Source organism: Streptomyces sp. NBC_00250 (assembly GCF_036192275.1).
Lineage (GTDB): Bacteria > Actinomycetota > Actinomycetes > Streptomycetales > Streptomycetaceae > Streptomyces.
In genome coordinates this window covers 2723399-2747790 of sequence record NZ_CP108088.1, presented here as the reverse complement: position 1 = coordinate 2747790, position 24392 = coordinate 2723399, and the positions used below count along the sequence as shown (strand labels likewise).

18 protein-coding genes are annotated in these 24392 nt (G+C 71.7%); 14 read left to right on the top strand and 4 right to left on the bottom strand.

Annotation, left to right across the window (positions count from 1 at the left end):
- Nucleotides 1–35: 35 nt before the first annotated feature.
- Entirely contained in the window at nucleotides 36–587 is a 552-nt protein-coding gene (locus OG259_RS12135) for an NADAR family protein (RefSeq protein WP_328942292.1), read from the bottom strand.
- 175 nt (nucleotides 588–762) lie between these two features.
- On the opposite strand from OG259_RS12135, the gene OG259_RS12130 reads away from it, so the two are divergent.
- The 8 genes from OG259_RS12130 to OG259_RS12095 all read left to right on the top strand — a co-directional run bounded on the left by OG259_RS12130 (nucleotide 763) and on the right by OG259_RS12095 (nucleotide 10521).
- Complete coding sequence (locus OG259_RS12130; RefSeq protein ID WP_328942291.1) at nucleotides 763–2277, top strand: gamma-aminobutyraldehyde dehydrogenase; 1515 nt, start codon at nucleotides 763–765, stop codon at nucleotides 2275–2277.
- A 50-nt stretch (nucleotides 2278–2327) separates the two neighbouring features.
- Nucleotides 2328–3575, top strand: coding sequence for an ABC transporter substrate-binding protein (locus OG259_RS12125; protein WP_328942290.1), 1248 nt, complete (start codon nucleotides 2328–2330; stop codon nucleotides 3573–3575).
- A 46-nt stretch (nucleotides 3576–3621) separates the two neighbouring features.
- On the top strand, nucleotides 3622–4800 hold the full coding sequence (locus tag OG259_RS12120; protein WP_328942289.1) for an ABC transporter ATP-binding protein: 1179 nt from the start codon (nucleotides 3622–3624) through the stop codon (nucleotides 4798–4800).
- Nucleotides 4797–5732, top strand: a complete 936-nt coding sequence (locus tag OG259_RS12115; protein ID WP_328942288.1) for an ABC transporter permease — start codon at nucleotides 4797–4799, stop codon at nucleotides 5730–5732. Before OG259_RS12120 ends, OG259_RS12115 begins: the two co-directional genes overlap by 4 nt.
- The gene (locus tag OG259_RS12110; protein WP_328942287.1) at nucleotides 5732–6526 is read left to right on the top strand and encodes an ABC transporter permease; all 795 of its coding nucleotides are present in this window, start codon (nucleotides 5732–5734) and stop codon (nucleotides 6524–6526) included. Before OG259_RS12115 ends, OG259_RS12110 begins: the two co-directional genes overlap by 1 nt.
- A gap of 37 nt (nucleotides 6527–6563) precedes the next feature.
- On the top strand, nucleotides 6564–7982 hold the full coding sequence (locus OG259_RS12105; RefSeq protein ID WP_328942286.1) for an NAD(P)/FAD-dependent oxidoreductase: 1419 nt from the start codon (nucleotides 6564–6566) through the stop codon (nucleotides 7980–7982).
- Between the two features lie 129 nt (nucleotides 7983–8111).
- Nucleotides 8112–8582 carry a hypothetical protein gene (locus tag OG259_RS12100; RefSeq protein ID WP_328942285.1) on the top strand — a complete coding sequence of 157 codons (471 nt, stop codon included), beginning with the start codon at nucleotides 8112–8114 and terminating at the stop codon, nucleotides 8580–8582.
- Between the two features lie 136 nt (nucleotides 8583–8718).
- Nucleotides 8719–10521, top strand: coding sequence for a chitinase (locus tag OG259_RS12095; protein ID WP_443052124.1), 1803 nt, complete (start codon nucleotides 8719–8721; stop codon nucleotides 10519–10521).
- Between the two features lie 163 nt (nucleotides 10522–10684).
- Here OG259_RS12095 and OG259_RS12090 read toward each other — a convergent pair whose 3' ends face one another.
- Together OG259_RS12090 and gabT are read right to left on the bottom strand one after the other, a co-directional pair.
- Entirely contained in the window at nucleotides 10685–11455 is a 771-nt protein-coding gene (locus OG259_RS12090; protein WP_328942284.1) for a phosphatase PAP2 family protein, read from the bottom strand.
- A 235-nt stretch (nucleotides 11456–11690) separates the two neighbouring features.
- A complete protein-coding gene (gabT, locus tag OG259_RS12085) occupies nucleotides 11691–13025 on the bottom strand; it encodes a 4-aminobutyrate--2-oxoglutarate transaminase (RefSeq protein WP_328942283.1) in 1335 nt (444 codons plus the stop codon).
- A gap of 313 nt (nucleotides 13026–13338) precedes the next feature.
- Between gabT and OG259_RS12080 the strand changes: the two genes are divergently transcribed.
- On the top strand, nucleotides 13339–15819 hold the full coding sequence (locus tag OG259_RS12080; RefSeq protein WP_328942282.1) for an ATP/GTP-binding protein: 2481 nt from the start codon (nucleotides 13339–13341) through the stop codon (nucleotides 15817–15819).
- A gap of 188 nt (nucleotides 15820–16007) precedes the next feature.
- Nucleotides 16008–17561, top strand: coding sequence for a PucR family transcriptional regulator (locus OG259_RS12075; RefSeq protein WP_328942281.1), 1554 nt, complete (start codon nucleotides 16008–16010; stop codon nucleotides 17559–17561).
- 243 nt (nucleotides 17562–17804) lie between these two features.
- Here OG259_RS12075 and OG259_RS12070 read toward each other — a convergent pair whose 3' ends face one another.
- Nucleotides 17805–18020 carry a hypothetical protein gene (locus tag OG259_RS12070; RefSeq protein WP_328942280.1) on the bottom strand — a complete coding sequence of 72 codons (216 nt, stop codon included), beginning with the start codon at nucleotides 18018–18020 and terminating at the stop codon, nucleotides 17805–17807.
- A 188-nt stretch (nucleotides 18021–18208) separates the two neighbouring features.
- On the opposite strand from OG259_RS12070, the gene OG259_RS12065 reads away from it, so the two are divergent.
- The 4 genes from OG259_RS12065 (at nucleotide 18209) to OG259_RS12050 (ending at nucleotide 24322) form a co-directional block, all read left to right on the top strand.
- Nucleotides 18209–19189 carry an EamA family transporter gene (locus OG259_RS12065; RefSeq protein WP_328942279.1) on the top strand — a complete coding sequence of 327 codons (981 nt, stop codon included), beginning with the start codon at nucleotides 18209–18211 and terminating at the stop codon, nucleotides 19187–19189.
- A gap of 132 nt (nucleotides 19190–19321) precedes the next feature.
- Nucleotides 19322–20500 (top strand): outer membrane protein assembly factor BamB family protein, encoded by a 1179-nt coding sequence (locus OG259_RS12060; RefSeq protein WP_328947062.1) that lies wholly within the window; start codon nucleotides 19322–19324, stop codon nucleotides 20498–20500.
- A 300-nt stretch (nucleotides 20501–20800) separates the two neighbouring features.
- Nucleotides 20801–22246 (top strand): aldehyde dehydrogenase family protein, encoded by a 1446-nt coding sequence (locus tag OG259_RS12055; protein WP_328942278.1) that lies wholly within the window; start codon nucleotides 20801–20803, stop codon nucleotides 22244–22246.
- 153 nt (nucleotides 22247–22399) lie between these two features.
- On the top strand, nucleotides 22400–24322 hold the full coding sequence (locus OG259_RS12050) for an acyl-CoA dehydrogenase family protein (RefSeq protein WP_328942277.1): 1923 nt from the start codon (nucleotides 22400–22402) through the stop codon (nucleotides 24320–24322).
- Nucleotides 24323–24392 lie beyond the last annotated feature (70 nt).

Here is a 24392-nt window from a genome sequence, read left to right as displayed (position 1 = left end):
TGCGGGGCCCTGTCGCGTGTCACACCGGGTGCCGCTCAGGCGGCCGTGAGCAGTCGCTCCCGTGCCTCCATCAGGGCGAAGCCCAGGAGGTTGTCGCCGCGCCAGCGGGCGGGGTCCTGGGCGCGGGGGTCGTCGGCCGCGAGGCCGATGCCCCAGACGCGGTCCAGCGGGCTGGCCTCCACCAGGACCCGGCCGCGCGTGCCGAGGAGATAGGCGCGCAGGGCCTCGTCCGAGGAGAACTTGTGGACGCTTCCCTCGACGACGATCCCGAAGCGCTCGCGCGCCCACACCGTGTCGTCGAAGCCCCGCACCAGGCGGCCCGCCTTCTTGGCCTCCGCCGGGGTACCGGCGGTCAGCGCGGCGCGCTCCGCCTCGGCGTCCTCGAAGAGCCGGGCCTTGGCCGCCATCATCCAGTGCTCGGCCGTCGCGTACGACACGCCGTCGACCACGAAGGGTGCCGGCCACCACTGGCTCAGGCAGCTCGCCGAGAGGCGCCCGTCGGGGTGCGGACGGTGGCCCCAGAAGTGCAGCCACTTCACCCGGTCACCCCTGCTGACCTGCTGTGTCAGTGCCTCGATCGCGTTCATGCATGCGAGTGTGGCATTCGCCACGGACACTCCGTACGGAGATTTTCCGGCCGCCTCGACACATGGTCGACCGATTCCGTCGCGTAACCAAAAGGCAACAACGGAATCACTTGTTGGGCCATCATCACTCTGTCAGGATCGGCACTCAAATCGAGCTGGGACAACGGAGAGCGTCATGGGCAACCGCTTCCAGGTGACGGACCGCTTCGCGGACGGCGCACAGTACATCGGCGGGCGGCTCCGGGCCGGAACCTCCGGTCAGGAACACAGCGTGATCGATCCGGCGACCGGGGAGAGCGTGTACACCTACACCCTCGCCTCCACCGCCGACGTGGACGAGGCCGTCGCCGCCGCCAAGGCCGCCTTCCCCGGCTGGGCCGGCGCCACCCCCGGCGAGCGCTCCGACGCGCTGCACCGCTTCGCGGGCGTCCTCGCCGAGTGGGCGGACGACTTCGCCCGGGTCGAGTCGCTCCAGTGCGGCAAGCCCCTCAAGCTCACCACCGAGTTCGACGTACCCGGCACGGTCGACAACACCGCCTTCTTCGCGGGGGCCGCCCGCCACCTCCAGGGCCAGTCGGCCGCCGAGTACAGCGGCGACCACACCTCGTACATCCGCCGCGAGCCCATCGGTGTCGTCGGCTCCATCGCCCCCTGGAACTACCCGCTCCAGATGGCCGCCTGGAAGATCCTCCCGGCCATCGCCGCCGGCAACACGATCGTCCTCAAGCCCGCCGAGCTCACCCCGCTGACCTCCTTGATGTTCGCGCAGGCGGCGAAGGAGGCCGGCATCCCCGACGGTGTCGTCAACATCGTGAACGGCGCAGGGCGGACCGTCGGCGAACACCTCGTCGGCCACCCCGACGTCGTCATGACCTCCTTCACCGGCTCCACCCCCGTCGGCAAGCGGGTCGCCGAGATCGCCACCGCCACCGTCAAGCGCCTCCACCTCGAACTCGGCGGCAAGGCACCCTTCGTGGTCTTCGACGACGCCGACCTGGAGGCCGCCGCCCACGGCGCCGTCGCCGCCTCCCTCATCAACAGCGGCCAGGACTGCACCGCCGCCACGCGCGCGTACGTCCAGCGCCCGCTCTTCGACGCCTTCGTCGCGCGCGTGGCCGAACTGATGGAGACCGTACGGCTCGGCGACCCCTTCGACCCGGCCACCGACCTCGGCCCGCTCGTCAGCCACCGCCACCGCGACAGCGTCGCCGCCTTCGTCGAGCGCGCCCGCGGCTACGCCACCGTCGTCACCGGCGGCGAAGCCCCGGGCGGGGACCTGAAGGACGGTGCGTACTATCGTCCGACCCTGATCACCGGCGCCGCGCAGGACAGCGAGGTCGTGCAGTCGGAGATCTTCGGCCCGGTCCTGGTGGCCCTGCCCTTCGACAGCGACGACGAGGGCATCCGGCTCGCCAACGACACCCCGTACGGCCTGGCCGCCTCGGCCTGGAGCCGGGACGTCTACCGGGCCAACCGCGCCACCCGGGAGATCAAGGCCGGCTGTGTCTGGGTCAACGACCACATCCCGATCATCAGCGAGATGCCCCACGGCGGCACCAAGGCATCGGGCTACGGGAAGGACATGTCGGCGTACTCCTTCGAGGAGTACACGCAGGTCAAGCACGTGATGTTCGACAACACCGCGGTCGCCGCGAAGGACTGGCACCGCACGATCTTCGGGGACCGATAGCAGCTCGTCCGCCCGACCGGCGGCGTAACCATCCCGAAAGGGCACAGCGCATGGAGCAGTACGAGCCCGACAGCCTGTCCGCCGCGCAGACGGCGGCGATACGTCGCAGCCTGACGAGCGGCCGGGGCGCCCTCACCCGCCGTTCGATGCTGCGCGCGGGCGGTGTCGGCGCGCTCACCGTCGGCGGCCTCGCGTCGTTGAGCGCCTGTGGCATCCCGCCGGCCAAGCGGGAGGGCCAGGGACCCGCCTCCACCGACGTGTCGGCCAAGGAGAAGAGCGTCGCCTTCTCCAACTGGACCGAGTACATGGACGTCAGCGAGGACGAGAAGTCCCGTCCGACCCTGGAGGCGTTCGCGAAGCGCACCGGGATCAAGGTCAAGTACACGGAGGACATCAACGACAACGTCGAGTTCTTCGGCAAGATCAAGCCGCAGCTCGCGGCGGGCCAGGACACCGGCCGCGACCTGATCTGCGTCACCGACTGGCTCGCCGCCCGGATGATCCGGCTCGGCTGGGCCCAGAAGCTCGACTCCTCGAACCTCCCCCACGCGTACGCGAACCTCTCCGCCCAGTTCCGCAGCCCCGACTGGGACCCGGGCCGCGCCTACTCGTACCCGTGGACCGGCATCTCCACGGTCATCGCGTACAACGTCAAGGCGACCGGCGGGAAGAAGGTCGACTCGGTCACCCAGCTCCTGGACGACCCGTCGCTCAAGGGCCGGGTCGGCTTCCTCACCGAGATGCGCGACTCCGTCGGCATGACCCTGCTCGATCTCGGCAAGGACCCGGGCGACTTCACCGACGCCGACTACGACGCGGCGATCGGACGCCTCCAGAAGGGCGTCGACAAGAAGCAGATCCGCCGCTTCACCGGCAACGACTACACCTCCGACCTGGACAAGGGCGACATAGCCGCCTGTCTCGCCTGGGCCGGCGACATCATCCAGCTCCAGGCGGACAACCCGGACATCAAGTTCTCCATCCCGTCCGCCGGTTACATCACCTCCAGCGACAACCTGCTCGTCCCCGCCCAGGCCCGGCACAAGACCAACGCCGAGAAGCTCATCGACTACTACTACGAGCTTCCCGTCGCCGCCCAGCTCGCCGCGTACATCAACTACGTGTGCCCCGTCGACGGGGTGAAGGACGAGCTGGCCAAGATCGACCCCGAACTCGCGAACAACACGCTGATCCTCCCGGACAAGGCCATGGCCAAGAAGTCGCACGCCTTCCGCTCGCTCACCAGCGCGGAGGAGACGGCGTACGAGGAGAAGTTCGCCAAGCTCATCGGCGCCTGAGGCCCCCGTCGTCCACCTCTCCCTCACTCCCCTGGGACCACAACCCATGACTGACAAGACTGCGCACACCGGAAAGAACACTGGCGGCGGCGACGTCCGTCTCACCGGGATCAGCAAGTCGTACGGCTCCTTCACCGCCGTCCACCCGCTCGACCTGACCGTCCCTCGGGGCTCCTTCTTCGCCCTCCTCGGCGCCTCCGGCTGCGGCAAGACCACCACCCTGCGGATGATCGCCGGCCTGGAGGACCCCAGCACCGGCACCGTCTTCCTCGGCGACAAGGACGTCACCGACCTCCCGCCGTACAAGCGGCCGGTCAACACCGTCTTCCAGTCCTACGCGCTCTTCCCGCACATGGACATCACCGAGAACATCGCCTTCGGCCTGCGCCGCCGCGGCATCAAGTCGGTGAAGAAGCAGGTCGACGACATGCTGGAGCTCGTCCAGCTCGGCGACAAGGCCCGGCACAAGCCGCACCAGCTCTCGGGCGGCCAGCAGCAGCGCGTCGCCGTCGCCCGCGCCCTCATCAACCACCCGCAGGTGCTGCTCCTCGACGAGCCGCTCGGCGCCCTCGACCTCAAGCTGCGCCGCCAGATGCAGCTGGAGCTCAAGCGGATCCAGACCGAGGTCGGCATCACCTTCGTGCACGTCACCCACGACCAGGAGGAGGCCATGACGATGGCCGACCAGGTCGCGGTGATGAACGGCGGCCGCGTCGAGCAGCTCGGCGCCCCCGCCGACCTGTACGAGAACCCCAAGACCACCTTCGTCGCGAACTTCCTCGGCACCTCCAACCTCATCGAGGCCGAGGTCCTGGAGACCGGCTCCAGCAGCGCCGACGTGCTCGTCACGGCCGGCGGCGGCAAGCTCCGCGTCCCCGGCGACCGCTGTACCTCCGCCGTCCGCCAGGGCGGCAAGGTGCTCGTGGGCGTCCGCCCCGAGAAGATCTCGCTGACGCACAAGGACGACGCAGGATCGATAGCCGACGGCCGCAACCGGGTCACCGGCCGGATCGCCGACTCCTCCTTCATCGGCGTCTCCACCCAGTACGTGGTGAACAGCCCGGCGGGCGCGGAACTCCAGGTGTACGAGCAGAACATCGAGCGCGACACCCGTCTGGTCCCCGGCGCGGAGGTCGTCCTGCACTGGAACCCGGCGCACACCTTCGGGCTCGACGCCGCCCAGGACATCGACGCGGGTGTGGAGACGGTGGAGGACGCCGGATGAGCACCTCCACCCTCACGAAGGAGGAGACGGCGCCGCCGACCGGGGAACCGGTTCTGCGCAAGCCCTCCACCCGCAAGCGGCTCGTCCCCTACTGGCTGCTGCTGCCCGGCATCATCTGGCTGCTCGTCTTCTTCGCGCTGCCGATGGTCTACCAGGCCTCGACCTCCGTGCAGACCGGCTCCCTGGAGCAGGGCTTCCAGGTCACCTGGCACTTCCAGACCTACTGGGACGCCTTCCAGGAGTACTGGCCGCAGTTCGTCCGCTCCCTGCTGTACGCCGGAACCGCGACCCTGCTCTGTCTGCTGCTCGGCTACCCGCTCGCGTACCTCATCGCCTTCAAGGCCGGCCGCTGGCGCAACCTGCTCCTCGTCCTCGTCATCGCGCCGTTCTTCACCAGCTTCCTCATCCGGACGCTGGCCTGGAAGACGATCCTCGCCGACGACAGCCTCGTCGTCGACGCGCTGAACGCGCTGCACGTCCTGGACGTGACCAGCTGGATCGGCTGGACCGAGGGCGACCGCGTCCTCGCCACCCCGATGGCGGTCGTCTGCGGTCTCACGTACAACTTCCTGCCCTTCATGATCCTGCCCCTCTACACCTCCCTGGAGCGGATCGACGGCCGGCTGCACGAGGCCGCGCAGGACCTGTACGCCTCCCCGGCGACCACCTTCCGCAAGGTGACCTTCCCGCTGTCGATGCCCGGCGTCGTCTCCGGCACCCTGCTCACCTTCATCCCGGCGAGCGGTGACTACGTCAATGCCGAACTGCTCGGCTCGACCGACACCAAGATGGTCGGCAACGTCATCCAGTCGCAGTTCCTGCGGGTCCTCGACTACCCGACGGCGGCCGCGCTCTCCTTCATCCTCATGGCGATCGTGCTGGTCATGGTCACCGTCTACATCCGCCGAGCGGGAACGGAGGATCTGGTCTGATGCGTTGGATCCGTCGGAACCTTGTCGTCATCGCGGGTCTGCTGACGCTCGCGTACATGATCCTGCCGAACCTCGTGGTGATGGCGTTCTCCTTCAACAAGCCGAAGGGACGCTTCAACTACTCCTGGCAGGAGTTCTCGCTCGACGCCTGGAAGGACCCCTGCGGCGTCGCCGACATGTGCGAGTCGCTCTCCCTCTCGCTCCAGCTCGCCGCCTGGGCGACGGTCGGCGCGGTCGTCCTCGGCACGATGATCGCCTTCGCTCTCGTCCGCTACCGCTTCCGGGCGCGCGGGGCGATCAACTCGCTGATCTTCCTGCCGATGGCGATGCCCGAGGTCGTCATGGCCGCCTCGCTGCTGACCCTCTTCCTCAACATGGGCATCGAGCTGGGCTTCTGGACGGTCCTGATCGCCCACATCATGTTCTGCCTGTCGTTCGTCGTGACGGCGGTGAAGGCCCGAGTCATGTCGATGGACCCGCGTCTGGAGGAGGCCGCGCGCGATCTCTATGCGGGACCGACGCAGACCTTCCTGCGCGTGACCCTGCCGATCGCGGCCCCCGGCATCGCCGCCGGCGCCCTGCTGGCCTTCGCGCTCTCGTTCGACGACTTCATCATCACCAACTTCAACGCGGGCTCCACCGTCACCTTCCCCATGTTCGTCTGGGGCTCGGCACAGCGCGGAACCCCCGTTCAGATCAACGTCATCGGCACCGCGATGTTCGCCCTTGCGGTACTGGTGGTCGTGGCCGGGCAAATCATTACGAACCGGCGCAAGAAAACAGCAACAGCCTGAGCAGAACGCAGCCCAGGCACCGAAGGAGTTGGAAACCATGGCCCCAGTCGCCATGCGTCTCGCTGCACAATCTCTCTCCGACGCCCAGCCCGTCCCCTTCTGGCTGGAAGACCCCGGCAAGCCCGGCGCCCTGCCCGCCCTCACCGGCACCGAGAAGTGCGATCTCCTCGTCGTCGGCGGCGGTTACAGCGGACTGTGGACCGCGCTCCTCGCCAAGGAGCGCGACCCCGCCCGGGATGTCGTACTGATCGAAGGCCGCGAGGTGGGCTGGGCCGCCTCGGGCCGCAACGGAGGCTTCTGCGCCGCCTCCCTCACGCACGGCTTCGGCAACGGGCTCGCCCGCTGGCCGGGCGAGCTGCCGAAGCTGGAGGAGCTCGGCGAGCGCAACCTCGACGGCATCGAGGAGGCGGTCGCCCGCTACTCCCTGGACTGCGACTTCGAGCGCACCGGTGAGATCGACGTGGCCACCGAGCCGTACCAGGTCGACGAACTCCACGAGATGTACGAGGAGATCGACCGGCTCGGTCTCGCGGACGGTCTCGAACTCCTCGACCGGGACGCGGTCCGCGCCGAGGTCGACTCGCCGACCTTCCTCGGCGGCCTCTGGGACCGCCGCGGCGTCGCCATGCTCAACCCCGCCAAGCTGGCCTGGGGCCTGAAGCGCGCCTGCCAGGACCTGGGCGTCCGGATCTTCGAGAACACCCCGGGGCTCGAACTGGTCTCGGTCGGCGCCGGCATGGGCGTGCGCACCCCGTACGGCAAGGTCCTCGCCCGCCGGGTCGCCCTCGGCACCAACGTCTTCCCGTCGCTCGTCAAGCGCGTCCGCCCGTACACCGTCCCGGTCTACGACTACGCCCTGATGACCGAGCCGCTCAGCCCCGAGCAGCTCGCCTCCGTCGGCTGGAAGAACCGGCAGGGACTCGGCGACTCCGCCAACCAGTTCCACTACTTCCGGATCACCGCCGACCACCGCATCCTCTGGGGCGGCTACGACGCGATCTACCCCTTCGGCGGCAAGATCAGCGCCGAGATGGACCACCGCCCGGAGACGTACCTCAAGCTCGCCGAGCACTTCTTCCGCTGCTTCCCGCAGCTGGAGGGGCTGCGCTTCAGCCACGCCTGGGGCGGCGCGATCGACACCTGCTCCCGCTTCTCGGCCTTCTTCGGTACGGCGTACCAGGGCAAGGTGGCGTACGCGGCCGGCTTCACCGGACTCGGCGTCGGCGCCACCCGCTTCGGCGGGGACGTGATGCTCGACCTGCTCGCGGGGGAGCGCACCGAGCGCACGGAGCTGGAGATGGTCCGCCGCAAGCCGCTGCCGTTCCCGCCCGAGCCGGTCGCCTGGGCCGGAATCGGCATCACCAAGTGGGCGATGGCGCGCGCCGACGAGAACGGCGGTCGCCGCAATCTGTGGTTGAAGGCGATGGACCGGATGGGCCTCGGCTTCGACAGCTGAACCCTCTCCCCACTCCTCGCGCCTGTGACCTACATCACAACTGATCGGTAGCTGAAACCGCGTAAGAGTTGCCGACCGAATCGCTCTCTCCGTACGGACACCGAGTCCACACGGAAGGAGACCGTTGCGATGACTGGTACGGGGGCCTCGGGCGCCAAGAGCGCGGTGGAGTGGCTGGTTTCGGTCGCACCCGATCCCGACGCCTGCCGGTGGGAGTGGGAGCGCAACCCGCACGGGGTCGCGCTCCTGCCCGCCGGTAGGCGCTGGGACGTCCTGATCCTGCCGGCGGAACTCGGCTACCCCACGCTCGATGTGCTGACCCGCCTGGTGGACCGGCCGGGCCCGGTCCTCGCCGACTTCGGCGACGCCCGGATGGGCTTCTTCGTCCCGCCGGGCACCGCGACCCGCTGGCTCGGCACCGGCGTGCGCGGCGCGGGCGCCGGGACCTGGATCGTCGTCCCCTACCCGGGCCGGGCCACCGGTGGGGTGCGCTGGCTGGTGGCGCCGGACGGCGCGGGCACCCTCACCGACGCGGCGCTCCTGGAGATGGCGATGCACGAGGCGGCGGGGCAGATCGGCCGGGCGGGAGGAGGGTCATAGGGGGTGTGGTCCGTACGGTGGGCGGACCGGCCCGTCCGCCGTGCGGACGTCGTATACAGAGGTCTTGACCACTCGATTGGTCTGGACCATGCTGTGGCGCGCTCCCACCTCGATTCCCCCACCCCCGGAGGCAGTTGTGGACCGCGCCAGACCTCTCACCCTGCTCCTCGCGGGCGTCCTAGCCGCCGGAGGGCTCGCCGCACTCGGCCCCGCCGCCCAGGCCGCCGACGCCGAACTCGCCCGCAACGGAGGCTTCGAGGCCGGCCTCGACGGCTGGACCTGCACCGCCGGCAGCGGCGCCGTCGTCTCCACCCCCACCCACAGCGGTACGAAGGCGCTCCAGGCGACCCCCGCCGGCAGCGACAACGCCCGCTGCTCCCAGACCGTCACCGTCAAGCCCAACTCCGCGTACACGCTCAGCGGTTGGGTGCGCGGCAGCTACGTCTACCTCGGCGCCTCCGGCACGGGCACCACCGACGTCTCCACCTGGACCGGCTCCGCGCCCGACTGGCAGCGGCTCGCGACCACGTTCACGACGGGCGCCTCGACGACCTCGGTCACGATCTACACCCACGGCTGGTACGGCACCCCCGCCTACCAGGCCGACGACCTCTCCCTCTTCGGCCCCGGCGGCGACCCGGTGCAGCTCCCGGCCGCCCCCACCGGCCTCGCGGCGGGCTCCCCCACCTCCACCACCGTGCCGCTGACCTGGTCCGCGGTCTCCGGCGCCACCTCGTACAACGTCTACCGGGGCACCACCAAGGTCCAGACGGTCACCGGCACCTCGGCCACCGTCACCGGGCTCACCGCCTCCACCGCGTACACCTTCCAGGTCAGCGCCGTGAACAGCGCGGGCGAGTCGCCGAAGTCGGCCACCGTGAGCGCGACGACGACCAGCGGCGGCGGGGGCGGCAACCCCGGCCTGCCCGCGCACGCCCTCGTCGGATACCTCCACGCCAGCTTCGCCAACGGCTCCGGCTACACCCGGATGGCCGACGTCCCCGCCTCCTGGGACGTCATCAACCTCGCCTTCGGTGAGCCGACCTCGGTGACCTCCGGCGACATCCGCTTCAGCCTGTGCCCGGCGACGGAGTGCCCGAACGTCGAGTCGGTCGCCGACTTCAAGGCGGCCATCAAGGCCAAGCAGGCCGCCGGCAAGAAGGTCCTGATCTCCATCGGCGGCCAGAACGGCCAGGTGCAGCTCTCCACCACCGCCGCCCGTGACATGTTCGTCTCCTCCGTCTCGAAGATCATCGACGAGTACGGTCTCGACGGCCTCGACATCGACTTCGAGGGCCACTCGCTGTCGCTCCAGACCGGCGACACAGACTTCCGGAACCCGACGAGCCCCGTCATCGTCAACCTGATCCAGGCGGTCAAGACCCTCAAGGCCAAGTACGGCCAGAACTTCGTCCTGACGATGGCCCCGGAGACCTTCTTCGTCCAGCTCGGCTACCAGTACTACGGCTCCGGCCCCTGGGGCGGCCAGGACCCGCGCGCCGGCGCCTACCTGCCGGTCATCCACGCGCTGCGCGACGACCTCACCCTGCTGCACGTCCAGGACTACAACTCGGGCTCCATCATGGGCCTGGACAACCAGTACCACTCGATGGGCGGCGCCGACTTCCACATCGCGATGACCGACATGCTGCTCACCGGCTTCCCGGTCGCGGGCAACACCGACCGCGTCTTCCCGGCCCTCCGCCCCGACCAGGTCGCGATCGGCCTCCCGGCCTCCACCCAGGCGGGCAACGGCCACACGGCCCCGGCCGAGGTCGGCAAGGCCCTGGACTGCCTGACGAAGAAGACCAACTGCGGCACCTACCAGACCCACGGCACCTGGCCCGCCCTGCGCGGCCTGATGACCTGGTCGATCAACTGGGACCGCTACAACCAGTGGCAGTTCTCGAACAACTTCGACGCCTACAACTGGAGCTGACGGTCGTCGTGTCCCAGGCACCCCCTGGGGCACGACCTCGCGCGACGACCTGCCGCGCCGAACAGAGCCGGGCCGGAACCCCTCAGGGGTTCCGGCCCGGCGCCGTCACAGCGGACGGTCATAGCGGATCGTCGTCACAGCGGACGGTCATGGCGGATCGCCGTCACGGCGGTCCGTCGGAGTCGGGACGCCGGGTAAGCCGGTCCGGTCCGCGCCGCGCCGCCAGGGCGGGCCAGGTCAGCAGGGGAACGCACAGGGCGAGCGAGGCCAGCACGTCCAGCGGCCAGTGGAAGCCGCGCAGGATCAGCCCGGTTCCCGTCAGCGCGGTCAGGAGGGCGGCGACCGGGATCAGCCGGTTCGAGACGAGGAAGGCGGCACCGAAGTAGGCGACCGCAGCCGTGGCCGTGTGGCCCGAGGGGTAGTAGCCGTGGGCCCAGGGCTCCAGGGGGCCGGGGCGGGCCGTCCACTCCTTCAGGGGCACCACCAGGAGCGGTACGAGCGCCATCGCGAGGCCCGCGTACAGGGCGGCGATCCTTCGGCCGCGCCACACCGCGTACGCCATCGCGCAGGCGAGGACGGGGAGGGCGACGGTCATGTTGCCGAGGTCGGAGGCGAGTTCGGAGAGGGACCGGGGGACCGAGTCCACCACGGCCCGGGACACCCGCTCGTCGAGCCTGGCCAAGGGGCCGTGGACGAGCACCTGCCAGGTCACGACGACGAGGGCGACGAGCGCCGAGAAGAGAGCCGGCCGCCCTGGAACAGGGGGGGTGGTTCCAGGGCGGCCGAGGGGATCGGATCGCCGCACGCCCCGGGGGGTGTGGGGCGGGCGGCCGTCCGATCGGTGAGGAGTTCCGGAGCACGAGGCTCCAGGGGTGTGCGCGACGGCACGGTGTGGGCGGGGCTGGGGAGGCTCCGCCCGGGGTGTTTCTCTCATCTGCAGAAACCGTACGTCAGAGAAGGGGGGACCGACAGCCGGAAACGCGTCCCGCCATCGGCCCCCCACAGAGTCTTCACACGGAGTGTCAGATCGCCGATCGGATCCGGGATCTGCGATCGGATCTCGGATCCAGATCCGATCCGGGATCCGAGATTGGATCCGATCCGGGATCCAGATCCGGGATCCAGATCCGGGATCGGATCCGGGATCAGATCTCGGCTCAGGTCTCGGATCAGATCTGGGCGAGCGCGCCCTCGAGGACGTCGAGGCCCTCGTTGAGCAGGTCGTCGCCGATGACGAGCGGCGGCAGGAAGCGCAGCACGTTGCCGTAGGTGCCACAGGTCAGGACCAGCACACCCTCGGCGTGGCAGGCCTTCGCGAGCGCGCCCGCGGCCTCCGGGTTCGGCTCCTTGGTCGCGCGGTCCTTGACCAGCTCGATGGCGATCATGGCGCCGCGGCCGCGGATGTCACCGATGGCGTCGAACTTCTCGGCCATCGCCGTCAGTCGGGCCTTCATGATGGACTCGATGTTCTTCGCCTTGGCGTTGAGGTCGAGCTCCTTCATGGTCTCGATGGAGCCGAGCGCGCCGGCGCAGGCCACCGGGTTGCCGCCGTAGGTGCCGCCCAGACCGCCGCCGTGGACGGAGTCCATGATCTCGGCGCGGCCGGTGACGGCGGCGAGCGGCAGACCGCCCGCGATGCCCTTGGCGGTGGTGATGAGGTCCGGGACGATGCCCTCGTCCTCGCATGCGAACCACTGGCCGGTACGGCAGAAGCCGGACTGGATCTCGTCGGCGACGAAGACGATGCCGTTGTCGTTGGCGAACTTCACGATCGCCGGCAGGAAGCCCTTGGCCGGCTCGATGAAGCCGCCCTCGCCGAGGACCGGCTCGATGATGATCGCGGCGACGTTGTCGGCGCCGATCTGCTTGGTGATGTTGTCGATCGCCTGGGCGGCGGCCTCGGGGCCGCAGTTCTCGGCACCGGTGGGCCAGCGGTAGCCGTAGGCCACCGGCACGCGGTAGACCTCGGGGGCGAACGGACCGAAGCCCTGCTTGTACGGCATGTTCTTCGACGTCAGCGCCATCGTGAGGTTCGTACGGCCGTGGTAGCCGTGGTCGAAGACGACGACGGCCTGGCGCTTGGTGTACGAGCGGGCGATCTTGACGGCGTTCTCGACGGCCTCGGCGCCGGAGTTGAACAGCGCGGACTTCTTGGCGTGGTCGCCCGGGGTCAGCTCGGCGAGCGCCTCGCAGACCTCCACGTACCCCTCGTACGGCGTCACCATGAAACAGGTGTGGGTGAAGTCCTGCAGCTGCGCGGAGGCGCGGCGCACGACGGCCTCGGCGGAGGCGCCGACCGAGGTCACGGCGATGCCGGAACCGAAGTCGATCAGACGGTTGCCGTCGACGTCCTCGATGATGCCGCCACCGGCCCGCTTCGTGAAGACGGGGAGCGTGGAGCCCACGCCACCGGCGACCGTGTCGAGACGGCGGGCCTGAAGCTCCTGCGACTTCGGACCGGGGATGGCGGTGACGATGCGCCGCTCCTGCGGGACAGCGTTCATGCGGGGCTCCTGGGGGTGTTCTGGACGCACTTGCGGGTTTCCTCCGCAGGCTAGGCGCGGGGGAGGGGCGGAGGCATGCGCCGATCGGGAGTGGTGGGGGGTGTGTCGTTGTCCGAGATGGACATGGGGGCGCGGGTTGTGGTGCCTGGGGCGGGCGGGGCGGGTCCGTTTCCCCGCCACGGGGCAGCCTCGCCGTGCCTGTCCGCGGGTGCGCGGGCACACGGGTGGGTGAAACCCCTCCGGGGCGTCCCCGGGCCACTAGATTGACGGTGGCACAGAGACGGCGACCTGGCTGGTCAGGGGGCAGGGGTTCATGGAGACCGACGGCACGTACGAGTCGCGCGACCCGTTCGGCGGTGCGGCACCACCCCCCGCGAAGGAGTTCCCACCGGTGCCACGCCCGGCGGGCCCGCCGTCGCCGGGCCGTCCGGCAGCCGGTCCGCCGGCCGGGCTTCCGCCCGCACCTCCCGTTCCCGCGCACCTCCCGGCCCCCGCGCCGGCGGCCCCGCCCCGGCCGGCCGGCGCCCCCGGAGTGCGCCGGCCCGTCGCCGAGTGGCTGGACGCCCCGCGCCCCGAGGCCGGTCTCGGCATCTGGCGGTTCCGGCACGTCCCGCCGCCGCCCGGCGGGCCCGCGCGGCTGGCCCCCGCCACCGTCGCCGGGATGCTGATCCCGGTGGCCGTCGGCCTGCTCATCTGGTCGGCCTACCGGCGCGGCACGCTCCCGTACATGTACGCGGTGCTCCAGACCCTCACCCCCGGCGACTGGTGGTACCACGGCACCACCGCGCCACGGGACTGGCACGGGCAAGCGGCGCACGCCGTCTTCGGCGGCGTCGTCTTCGTCGGGCTCGTCTGCGCGATCGCCGCGCTCGGCTCCTGGGGCAGGATCGTCCGCCACTACCTCGGCCGTTTCCGCGCGCCCGTCCGCGCCGCTCTCGCGGGCGCCGGAGCGCTGATCACCCTGGCGTTCGTCTGGCCGGAGGCCTTCGGACTGGGCTGGGACCCACTGCCCGTCGGCCTGCCCGTGCTCTCGCTCGTCTCCCTCGTCGGCGGCGGCTACGACGTCCTCGAATCCCCCTTCCTCGTCTATCCGCTGTACGCGCTCATCACCGCGCTCGTGGTGTGGCCCTTCGCCCGCGTCGGCGAATGGGCGAGCCTCTTCCGGGCCTGGCGCGCCCGCTCCGCCACGGGTGTCACCGCCCCGGCGCCCGACGCCGCACCGGGCATCCCCCGCTCCCAGTGGCCCGAACTGCGGGAAGCCGGTCAGCACCGCGCCGCCGAGCTGCTCGTGGGCGAACTGGCCACCGGCCGGATGAACGACGTCGACTGCGCCCGCGTCCGCCGCGCCTGGCACGACACCGACCGGGACGCCGGACGCCGGGCCGCCCTCGTCAGGACCCTGATCGACCAGGGCGCCGCGACGGGCGCCCACCCGTCCGGCGACCGCGACCTGCCACGCCGCTCGGCCGACCACGACCTGCTCGTGGACCAGGTCAGGATCGGCCGGTACGCGCCCGCCGAGCGCACCCCGCCCGCCTATCACGGCGCCGGACTCGCGCTCGACCCCGGACTCCTCGGCACCTCCCTCCTCGCCGTCGGCCCTTCCGGTGCCGGCAAGACCCGTGCCCTGGTCGCGCCCGTCGTCGAGGCCCTCACCCTCCAGGCGCTCACCGGCACCTGTGCCGTCGTCGCCGTCGGCGCGGGCTCGGCCCCGCTCGGTGCCGACGAGGCGTACGACGTCGTCGTCCGGGTCGGCGACCCCGCCTCCCGCTACGACCTCGACCTGTACGCGGGAACCGCCGACGCGGACGAGGCCGCCGCCTTCCTCGCCGAGGGGCTCGTCGGCGACCTGGAGGGCGTGGAGACCCGGCGCGCCGTCACCGTCCTCGCGCAGCTCATCGGTCCCTACCGGACCGCGTACGGACACTTCCCGACCGTCCCGGTCCTGCGCGAGCTGCTCGAAGCCCGGCCCGAGACCCTCCGTGCCCTGCTCGACCTGCTGCCGGCCGACAGCGCGCAGGCCATGCGCCGCGAGCTGGACTCCCGGATCCGCCAGGTCGGCACCGCGACCGACCTCGGCCCTGTGCTCGCCGACCGGCTCGCCGCCCTCGACCGGCCCGTCTTCGCCGAGTTCTTCGGCGGCGGCCGCGACGTGCGGCCCTTCTCCCTCGCGGCCGTCGCCCAGCACCCGATGCGGGTGCGGATCAGCCTGCCGGAGGGCGGCCACGAAGAAGCCGCCCGGCTCCTGAACCGGCTGCTCCTCGCCCAGTTCCAGTCCGTCACCCGGGACCGCACCGGGCGCGGTCACACCGCCTTCCTGGTACTCGACGACGCGGCCAGCGCCCTCACGCCCGGGACCGTACGGGCCCTCCAACGGCTGCGCCCGCAGAAGTCGGCCGTCGTCCTCGCCCTCCGTACCCTCGCCGAGGTGCCCGAGGCGCTCCACGGGCCGCTCCTCGCGGTGGTCGGCTGCCGGATGGCGTTCGCCGGCCTGCCCACCTGGGACGGCCGGGCCTTCGCCGAGGCGTGGGGCACCGAACGGGTGGAGACCACGGAGGTGGCCCATCACACCGTGTTCGCGGATCAGCCCATGACCCGGGCCTTCCACGCCCTGCGCAAACTGGTCACCGGCAAGGCCGTGACCACCGAGGCCGTCACCGTACGGGAAGTGGAGCGGCAGCGATGGTCGGCCTCCGATCTCGCCCACGACGTCCCCGCCGGGCATGCCGTGCTGTCCCTCACCCATGTGCGGGGCGAGCACACGCCACCCCTGCTGGTGGATCTGCGGAGCTGAGGCAGCCGGGAGCGGAGGGTCGGTGGACGGGAGCCGGATCGGATCCGGTCGGGCCCGGGGTCGCGTGCGGCAGGGAGCCGGGGTCGCGTGCGGCGCGGAGCCGGAGCGGGCATCGGCTTGCCCTGGCACAATCGGGGTCGCCGCTCGGCTGAGCGGCGACCCCTCGCTCAAAGGTCCGACGGTCCCCAATGCCGCCCACCCTCGCCTCGCTCGTCCAGCACTCCTCGCTGAAGCTCGTCGTCCGGGCCGGTGAGGACCGCCTGGACACCCCTGTCCGCTGGGCGCACGTCAGCGAGCTCGCCGACCCCGTCCCGTACATGGAGGGCGGCGAACTCCTCCTCACCACCGCGCTCACCCTCGACGCCGAGGACCTGGAGGCGATGCGCCGCTACGTGCGGCGGCTGCTCGGCGCCGGTGTCGTCGGGCTCGGCTTCGCCGTGGGCGTCAACTACGAGGAGATCCCGCCGGCCCTGCTCGAAGCGGCCCGCGAGGAGCATCTGCCCCTCCTCGAAGTGCCCCGCCGGACCCCCTTCCTAGCCATCAGCAAGGCCGTGTCCGCGGCCATCTCCGCCGACCAGTACCGGGCCGTCACCGCCGGTTTCGAGGCACAGCGCGAGCTGACCCGCGCCGCGCTCGCCGAGGGCCCCGAGGCCGTCGTCGCCCGGCTCGCCGCGCACGTCGACGGCTGGGCCGCCCTCTACGACACCTCCGGCACCGTCGTCGCCGCCTCACCCGACTGGGCGGCGCGCCGGGCCGCCCGTCTCACCCCCGACGTGGAGCGGCTGCGCGACCGGCCCGCACCCGCCAGCGCCGTCGTCGGCGGTACGGACGACCGCGTCGAACTCCAGTCGCTCGGCTCCGGACGCCGCGTCCGGGGCGCCCTCGCGGTCGGTACCGGTGCGCCCCTCGGGACGGCCGAGCGGTACGCCGTGCACTCGGCGATCGCCCTGCTCACCCTCACGACGGAGCGTTCCCGTTCGCTGCAGGCGGCCGAACAGCGGCTCGGCGAGGCGGTCCTGAAGATGATGCTCGCGGGCCAGCCGGACCACGCGCGCGCGGTGGCCGGTGATGTGTACGGCGGGCTCCTCGACGCCCCCTTCCGGCTGCTCGTCGCGGAACCCGCCGGGGGCGACCCGACCGGCGAACCGGCCCTGCAGGTGCTCGCCGAGGCCCTGGAGTCGGCGGCCGCACGGGCGGGCGAGGCGGTGCTCACCGTCCCCGAGAGCGAGCAGCGGCTCGTCGTCCTCGCCGGGGACGCGGGCGCGGTCGTCGCCGCCTGCGAGGGGTACGCGGAACGGGACGCGGAGGAGTCCGGCGTCACCATCGGCCTCTCGGCCCCCGCCGGACCGATCACGGCCGCCGCGGCGTACAAGCAGGCGGAACAGGCGCTCTCGGTGGCGAGGCGGCGGGGCAAGGCGCTGGTCGAGCACGAGGACCTCGCGGCGGGCTCGGTCCTGCCCCTCCTCGCCGACGACGCCGTCCGCGCCTTCGCCGACGGGATGCTGCGCGCGCTGCGGGACCACGACGCGACGGGCCGCGGCGACCTGGTCGCCTCCCTGCGCGCCTGGCTCTCCCGGCACGGCCAGTGGGACGCGGCGGCGGCCGACCTGGGCGTCCACCGGCACACCCTGCGCTACCGGATGCGGCGGGTGGAGGAGATCCTCGGCCGCTCCCTCGACGACCCGGACGTACGCATGGAGCTGTGGCTGGCGCTGAAGGCGACGGGGGAGGGCACGGAGTAGTAGGGGAGGGGGAGGAGGAGCGGGGCGGGCGGGCAGGGTGCCATCAGGGGCCCCGGACCTCCGGACCGCGGACCACCGGACCCCCGAACCCCCGGCCTCCGGAACCCCCGGCCCCCGGCCCCCGGCCCGCGGACCCCCGGCCCCGGCCCCGGCCCCGGACCCTCGGCCCCCGGACCCGCGGCCCCCGGACCCGCGGCCCCCGGGCCCGCGCCCCCGGACCCGCGGCCCCCGGCGCGTCAGCCGTCAGCCGTCCGAGCTCGCGCCCCCGTCGCCGCTGTAGTTGTCGTTGTTGTTCGACCCCAGGCCGCGTCGCCGGTTGCTGCGCACCACGCTTCCGGCCGCCAGGGTCACGGCGGCGACCCCGCGGACCCACCGGGGCCCGCCCCGCGCGGCCCAGACCACGCAGACGCACCCTCCGACGGCGAGCACCAGGACGCCGATCAAGGCGAGCAGGACCATGTGTTTCCCCCTACCTGTCGTCTACTTCTTCCGCTGCTTCCCCCAGGGGGTGACTGCTCTCCCCACGGGTCGGGACATCCTGCCATTCCCCCGGAACGGCCTCCGCACGCCCGTCCATCGGTCCTCGCCTGCCCGAATGCGGGCAATTTTCTTGGTCATCGGGCCCCTGACTCCTTACTCTCCTGCTCATGACAAGCCCCGCCGTCGATCCGGCCCCCGAGGCACCCCCGGCCACCACCGAGCCCCGTACCGAGGCTCCCGCCACTCCCGCCGTTCCCGTCCGTCGGATCACCGGGGCCGTGTGGGCCGCGCTCGGCATCGTGTACGTCGTCTGGGGCTCCACGTACCTCGGCATCCGGATCGTCGTCGAGACGATGCCGCCGTTCCTCTCCTCGGGCGCCCGCTTCGTCACCGCCGGTCTGCTCCTCGCCGGGATCATCGCCTGGCGCCAGGGGCCCGCAGCCCTCAAGGTCAACCGTCGGCAGCTCGGTTCGGCCGTGCTCGTCGGTCTGCTCCTGATCCCCGGCGGCAACGGCCTCGTCGTCCTCGCCGAGACCTCCATACCCTCCGGCCTGGCCGCCCTGCTGATCTCCGTCGTCCCGGCCTGGGTCGTCGTCATGAAGGCCGCGACCGGCCAGCGGCCGAGCGCAGGCGGGGTCGCCGGTGTGCTTCTGGGGCTCGCGGGGCTCGCCGTGCTGACCCTGCCGGGTCTCAGCGGTGACGTGAAGGTCGTCGGGGTCGTCCTCGTCGTGGTCGCGACCCTGATGTGGTCCGTCGGTTCGTTCTCCTCCGCGCGCCTCCCGATGCCCGCGAACCCCTTCACGGCCAGTGCGTACGAGATGGTCGTGGGCGGTCTCGCCGGCGTGGCCATCGGTCTGGTCCGGGGCGAGCAGCACGGTCTCGACCTGGCGGAGATCTCGACCCGTTCCTGGGCCGCGCTCGCCTATCTGATCGTCTTCGGCTCGCTGCTGGCCTTCACGGCGTACGCCTGGCTCCTCCAGGCCGCACCGCTCTCCCTCGTCGCCACCTACGCGTACGTGAACCCCGTCGTCGCGGTCGCCCTGGGCGCCCTCGTCCTCAACGAGGCCCTGTCGTGGCCCATCGTCCTCGGCGGCGCGATCGTCGTCGGCGGAGTCTGTCTGATCGTGTCCACGGAGCGGCGCGGGTGATCGCCGCCCGCTAGCCTGACCGGGTTTCGATCTTTCGAGCCAGGGGTGGGGATCCGGATGGCAGCGCGTACGGGGAGCGGGAGCGGCCGGGAGCCGTTGAGCGGGTGGCGAAGGGTGCTGGCCCTGTTGACTGTGGGGGGCGTCCTGCTCGCCGTCGTCGGCGGGTTCGCCCTCGTCTTCATGGCCGGTTCCGGGTATGTGCCGTTCTTCTCGATGAGGACCGCCTGGGAGGCCCCGTACGACCGCGGCGCGTCCGATCGCGGCAACAGCTCCTGGCTCGTCGGAGACACCGTCGCCCGCAGCCGCTTCGACGGCGTCACCGGCTTCGACGTCGGATCGGGGCACAAGCGCTGGGAGTACGTCGTGCCCGGCCGGGCGGACACCTGCGCCGTCAGTCCGGCCGCCACCGGTTCCGTCGTCCTCCTCGCGTACGGCCTGAACGACGAGCGCTGTGCCACCGTCGTCGCGCTCGACCTCACCGACGGCCGCGAACTGTGGCACACCACGGCGCCCGGCACCGCCGCGTACGACACCCTCGTCACCGGCGGTGGCCTCGGAGTCCTGCGCGACAGCACGGGCCGGGTGCGCGCCGTCGACCTGAGGACGGGCGCCTCGCGTTGGAACGCCGCCGTGCCGAAGGGCTGCGCCACCGGTTCCGTCGCCGCCGCCGAGAAGCAGGTCCTCGCCACCGTCGCCTGCGGCACCGAGGCGAAGCTCGCCGCGTTCGACCCCGCCGACGGCAAGGAGCGCTGGACCGTGCCGCTCGACGCCCGGCGGGGCGTGGCCGCGAACGCGGAGGTGCGTCTCCTGTCCGCCGAGCCCGCGGTGGTGTCCGTCGCGGACCAGGCGGACAGCGGGATGCGGGCCACCCTCGCCTTCGGACCCGACGGCCGCCCTCAGGGACGGATCGACGACATCGGCGACTACGGTTCCATCGAGGAGAGTGCGGTCGGGGGCGGGAGGCTCTTCGCGATCGCCTCGTACGAGGGAAGCCAGAGCACGTGGGAGCGGGTCGTCGCCTTCGATCTGGCGACCGGCGACCAGGTGTGGCGGGCAGACCTCGGTAACGCCGACCTGGAGCAGCTGGACGTGACGGGCGGCCGTGTGACGACCGTGAGCCTCGACAAGAAGTACGGCGACGGGCTGTACGTCTTCGACGCCGCCACCGGCGACGAGGAGGAGGACCGGGCCTTCCGCGAGCGGATGGGTCCGTCGGACGCGCTCGGCGAGCTGTTCACCCACGGGGACCGGGTCGTCGTGGTGCGCTGGGGCGCGGGGCAGCGGCCCCTTTCGGTGTACGAACGCTGGTGACCCCCTCCCTCCCCAGACGCAGCGCTTCCCCCGGACACAGCCCGGCCTTCAGGCACAGCCCGACCTTCAGGCACAACTGGCCCTTCGGACGCAGCCCGGCCTTCCAGCACAGCCGAGAAGGCCGGTGACCTCATCGGCCCCGGGCCTCCTGATAGGAGACAACGACCCCGCTTCGGCCAATTCGGACAGAGGTCCGGACCCATCACTCCACACCGGACAAGCCCACGCTCGGCGCCTCGGCCCTAACGTGTCACGAGAGCAATCGCTCGCACCCCCCGAAACGGAAAGGGCCGGGACGCAATGACGACCACCCACGCCTTCTGGCTCGCCGGCCGCGAGGCCACCGGCGAGGCCACCTTCGACGTCACGAACTCCTTCGACGGGCGTCTGGTCGGCAAGGTCAGCGTGCCCACCGAGGCCCAGGTCGAGGAGGCCGTCGCCGCGGCGCACGCCGTCGTCGACGAGTTCGCCGCGACCCCGGCGCACGTCCGCGCCGCCGCCCTCGACCACGTGTCGAAGCGGCTCGCCGAGCGCACCGAGGAGATCGCCCTGCTGATCTCCGCCGAGAACGGCAAGCCCATCAAGTGGGCCCGCGGCGAGGTCGGCCGTGCCGTCTCCGTCTTCCGTTTCGCCGCCGAAGAGGCCCGCCGCTGGAACTCCGGCGAGGCCCAGCGCCTGGACACCGAGGCCGGCGGCGCGGGCCGCCTCGCCCTCACCCGCCGCATCCCCAAGGGCGTCGTCCTCGGCATCGCGCCGTTCAACTTCCCGCTGAACCTCAGCGCCCACAAGGTCGCCCCGGCCATCGCCGTCGGCGCCCCGATCATCCTCAAGCCGGCCCCGTCGACGCCGATCTCCTCCCTGATCCTGGGCGAGATCCTGGCCGAGACCGACCTGCCGGCCGGCTCCTGGTCGATCCTGACCGTGCCGAACGACCGCATGCCCGCCCTCGTCCAGGACGAGCGCCTCCCGGTCATCTCCTTCACCGGCTCCGACACGGTCGGCTACGCCATCCAGCAGTCGGTGCCGCACAAGCACTGCACCCTGGAGCTCGGCGGCAACGCCGCGGCCGTGGTCCTCCCCGACTGGTCCTCCGAGGAGGACCTGGACTGGGCGGCGAGCCGTATCGCCACCTTCTCCAACTACCAGGGCGGCCAGTCCTGCATCTCCGTCCAGCGCGTGATCGTCGACTCCTCCGTCCACGACCGCCTGCTGCCGAAGATCGTCGCCGCCGTAGAGGCCCAGGTCACCGGTGACCCGTCCGACTCCGCCACCGACGTCGGCCCGCTGGTCGACGAGGCCGCCGCGAAGCGCGTCGAGTCCTGGGTGGACGAGGCCGTCGCCGCCGGCGCCAAGCTCCTCGCGGGCGGCAAGCGCGAGGGTGCGACCTACGCCCCGACCGTGCTCGCCGAGCTTCCGGCGGACGTCACCCTGGCCCGCGCCGAGGTCTTCGGCCCGGTCCTGACCATCGCCAAGGTCGACGGCGAGGCCGAGGCCTTCGCCGCGGTCAACGACTCCGACTTCGGCCTCCAGGCCGGTGTCTTCACCCGCGACCTGCAGGCCGCCTTCCGCGCCCACCGCGCCCTGGAGGTCGGCGGCGTGATCGTCGGCGACGTCCCCTCGTACCGCGCCGACCAGATGCCGTACGGCGGCGCCAAGCGCTCCGGCGTCGGCCGCGAGGGCGTCAAGTTCGCGATGGACGACTACACCTACGAGCGCGTCCTCGTCCTGACGGGCCTCGCCCTGTAAGGACGCGTGCGTCCCGCGAGACCAGGCGGTCCGAACCCACTGTGCGGGGGTTCGGGCCGCCTTTCGCCGTACAACCGGGCCGCTGTCGGGTCTCCCGCCTGTCCGTACCTCCCGAAATCGGGTACGACGGACAGTGAGACCGAGGAGGTGTCCATGTCCGCCCCCACCCAGCGGCCCAAGGTCACAGCGCACGAGGCCCGGCAGACCGCCGAGGCCGCACGCGAGCGGGACTGGCATAAACCCAGCTTCGCCAAGGAGCTGTTCCTGGGCCGGTTCCGGCTCGACCTCGTCCATCCCCACCCGCTCCCCGCCGAGGAGGACGCCCGGCGCGGCGAGGCCTTTCTCGCCACCCTCCGCGCGTTCTGCGAGACCCGGATCGACGGCGCCCGCATCGAGCGCGAGGCGCGCATCCCGGACGAGACGCTCACCGGGCTCAAGGAACTCGGCGCGCTCGGGATGAAGATCGACCGGAAGTACGGCGGCCTCGGCCTCACCCAGCTGTACTACAACCGCGCCCTCGCCCTCGTGGGCTCCGCCAGTCCCGCCGTCGGCGCGCTGCTCTCCGCGCATCAGTCGATCGGCGTACCGCAGCCGCTGAAACTTTTCGGCACCCAGGAGCAGAAGGACGCGTTCCTGCCGCGGCTCGCCCGGACCGACCTCTCCGCCTTCCTGCTCACCGAGCCCGACGTCGGCTCCGACCCGGCGCGCCTCGCGACCACCGCGGTGCCCGAGGGCGACTCGTACGTCCTCGACGGGGTCAAGCTCTGGACCACCAACGGGGTCGTGGCCGACCTGCTCGTCGTCATGGCCCGCGTGCCGGCCTCCGAGGGACACCCCGGCGGCATCACCGCCTTCGTCGTCGAGGCCGACTCGCCCGGCATCACCGTCGAGCACCGCAACGCCTTCATGGGCCTGCGCGGCCTGGAGAACGGAGTCACCCGCTTCCACCGCGTGCGCGTGCCCGCCGCCCACCGCATCGGCCCCGAGGGCGCCGGTCTCAAGATCGCCCTCACCACCCTCAACACCGGCCGCCTCTCGCTCCCCGCGGCCTGCGCGGGCGCCGGGAAGTGGTGCCTGAAGATCGCCCGTGAATGGGCGGGCGTCCGCGAGCAGTGGGGCGGGCCGGTCGGCCGGCACGAGGCCGTCGGCACCAAGATCTCCTTCATCGCGGCCACCACCTTCGCCCTGGAGGCGGTCGTCGACCTCGCGTCGCAGATGGCCGACGAGGACCGCAACGACATCCGGATCGAGGCCGCCCTCGCCAAGCTGTACGGCTCCGAGATGGCCTGGCTCATCGCCGACGAACTCGTCCAGATCCGGGGCGGCCGCGGCTACGAGACCGCCGACTCGCTCGCCGCCCGCGGCGAACGCGCCGTCCCCGCCGAGCAGGTCCTGCGCGATCTGCGGATCAACCGGATCTTCGAGGGCTCGACCGAGATCATGCATCTGCTGATCGCCCGCGAGGCGGTCGACGCCCATCTCTCCGTCGCCGGTGACCTCATCGACCCCGGGAAGTCGCTCGCCGACAAGGCGAAGGCCGGTGCCCGGGCCGGCGGCTTCTACGCCCGCTGGCTGCCCGGCCTCGTCACCGGGCCCGGACAGCTGCCGGGGACGTACGGGGAGTTCGGCGAGCTGGCGGGACACCTCCGGTACGTCGAGCGGACCTCCCGCAAGCTCGCCCGCTCGACCTTCTACGCGATGTCCCGCTGGCAGGGCCGGATGGAGCTCAAGCAGGCTTTCCTCGGCCGGATCGTCGACATCGGCGCAGAACTCTTCGCGATGAGCGCCGCCTGCGTACGGGCCGAACTCCTGCGCACCACCGGAGACCACGGCCGCGAGGCCCATCAGCTCGCCGACGCCTTCTGCCACCAGGCCCGGCTGCGGATCGAGGAGCTCTTCGGGCGGCTCTGGTCCAACACCGACGACCTCGACCGGCGGGTCGCCGACGGCGTCCTCGCCGGCCGGTACACCTGGCTGGAGGAGGGCATCGTCGACCCGGGCGACGACGGCCCCTGGATCGCGGACGCCACCCCCGGCCCCTCGACGCAGGAGGACGTCCACCGCCGCATCCCGTGAACGACCCGCCCGCGTTCCGCCATGCGGAACGCGGGTCCACCGGGCGGGACGGAACGGCAGGATGTGGGAC

What these genes read in the sequence shown, in the direction of transcription:
- OG259_RS12080 (WP_328942282.1), top strand. Translation starts at nt 13,339, where the DNA reads ATGGAGACCGACGGCACGTACGAGTCGCGCGACCCGTTCGGCGGTGCG.
- OG259_RS12105 (WP_328942286.1), top strand. Translation starts at nt 6,564, where the DNA reads ATGGCCCCAGTCGCCATGCGTCTCGCTGCACAATCTCTCTCCGACGCC.
- gabT (WP_328942283.1), bottom strand. Translation starts at nt 13,025, where the DNA reads ATGAACGCTGTCCCGCAGGAGCGGCGCATCGTCACCGCCATCCCCGGT.
- OG259_RS12065 (WP_328942279.1), top strand. Translation starts at nt 18,209, where the DNA reads ATGACAAGCCCCGCCGTCGATCCGGCCCCCGAGGCACCCCCGGCCACC.
- OG259_RS12050 (WP_328942277.1), top strand. Translation starts at nt 22,400, where the DNA reads ATGTCCGCCCCCACCCAGCGGCCCAAGGTCACAGCGCACGAGGCCCGG.
- OG259_RS12110 (WP_328942287.1), top strand. Translation starts at nt 5,732, where the DNA reads ATGCGTTGGATCCGTCGGAACCTTGTCGTCATCGCGGGTCTGCTGACG.
- OG259_RS12075 (WP_328942281.1), top strand. Translation starts at nt 16,008, where the DNA reads ATGCCGCCCACCCTCGCCTCGCTCGTCCAGCACTCCTCGCTGAAGCTC.
- OG259_RS12055 (WP_328942278.1), top strand. Translation starts at nt 20,801, where the DNA reads ATGACGACCACCCACGCCTTCTGGCTCGCCGGCCGCGAGGCCACCGGC.
- OG259_RS12130 (WP_328942291.1), top strand. Translation starts at nt 763, where the DNA reads ATGGGCAACCGCTTCCAGGTGACGGACCGCTTCGCGGACGGCGCACAG.
- OG259_RS12090 (WP_328942284.1), bottom strand. Translation starts at nt 11,455, where the DNA reads ATGAGAGAAACACCCCGGGCGGAGCCTCCCCAGCCCCGCCCACACCGT.
- OG259_RS12100 (WP_328942285.1), top strand. Translation starts at nt 8,112, where the DNA reads ATGACTGGTACGGGGGCCTCGGGCGCCAAGAGCGCGGTGGAGTGGCTG.
- OG259_RS12135 (WP_328942292.1), bottom strand. Translation starts at nt 587, where the DNA reads ATGAACGCGATCGAGGCACTGACACAGCAGGTCAGCAGGGGTGACCGG.
- OG259_RS12115 (WP_328942288.1), top strand. Translation starts at nt 4,797, where the DNA reads ATGAGCACCTCCACCCTCACGAAGGAGGAGACGGCGCCGCCGACCGGG.
- OG259_RS12070 (WP_328942280.1), bottom strand. Translation starts at nt 18,020, where the DNA reads ATGGTCCTGCTCGCCTTGATCGGCGTCCTGGTGCTCGCCGTCGGAGGG.
- OG259_RS12125 (WP_328942290.1), top strand. Translation starts at nt 2,328, where the DNA reads ATGGAGCAGTACGAGCCCGACAGCCTGTCCGCCGCGCAGACGGCGGCG.
- OG259_RS12120 (WP_328942289.1), top strand. Translation starts at nt 3,622, where the DNA reads ATGACTGACAAGACTGCGCACACCGGAAAGAACACTGGCGGCGGCGAC.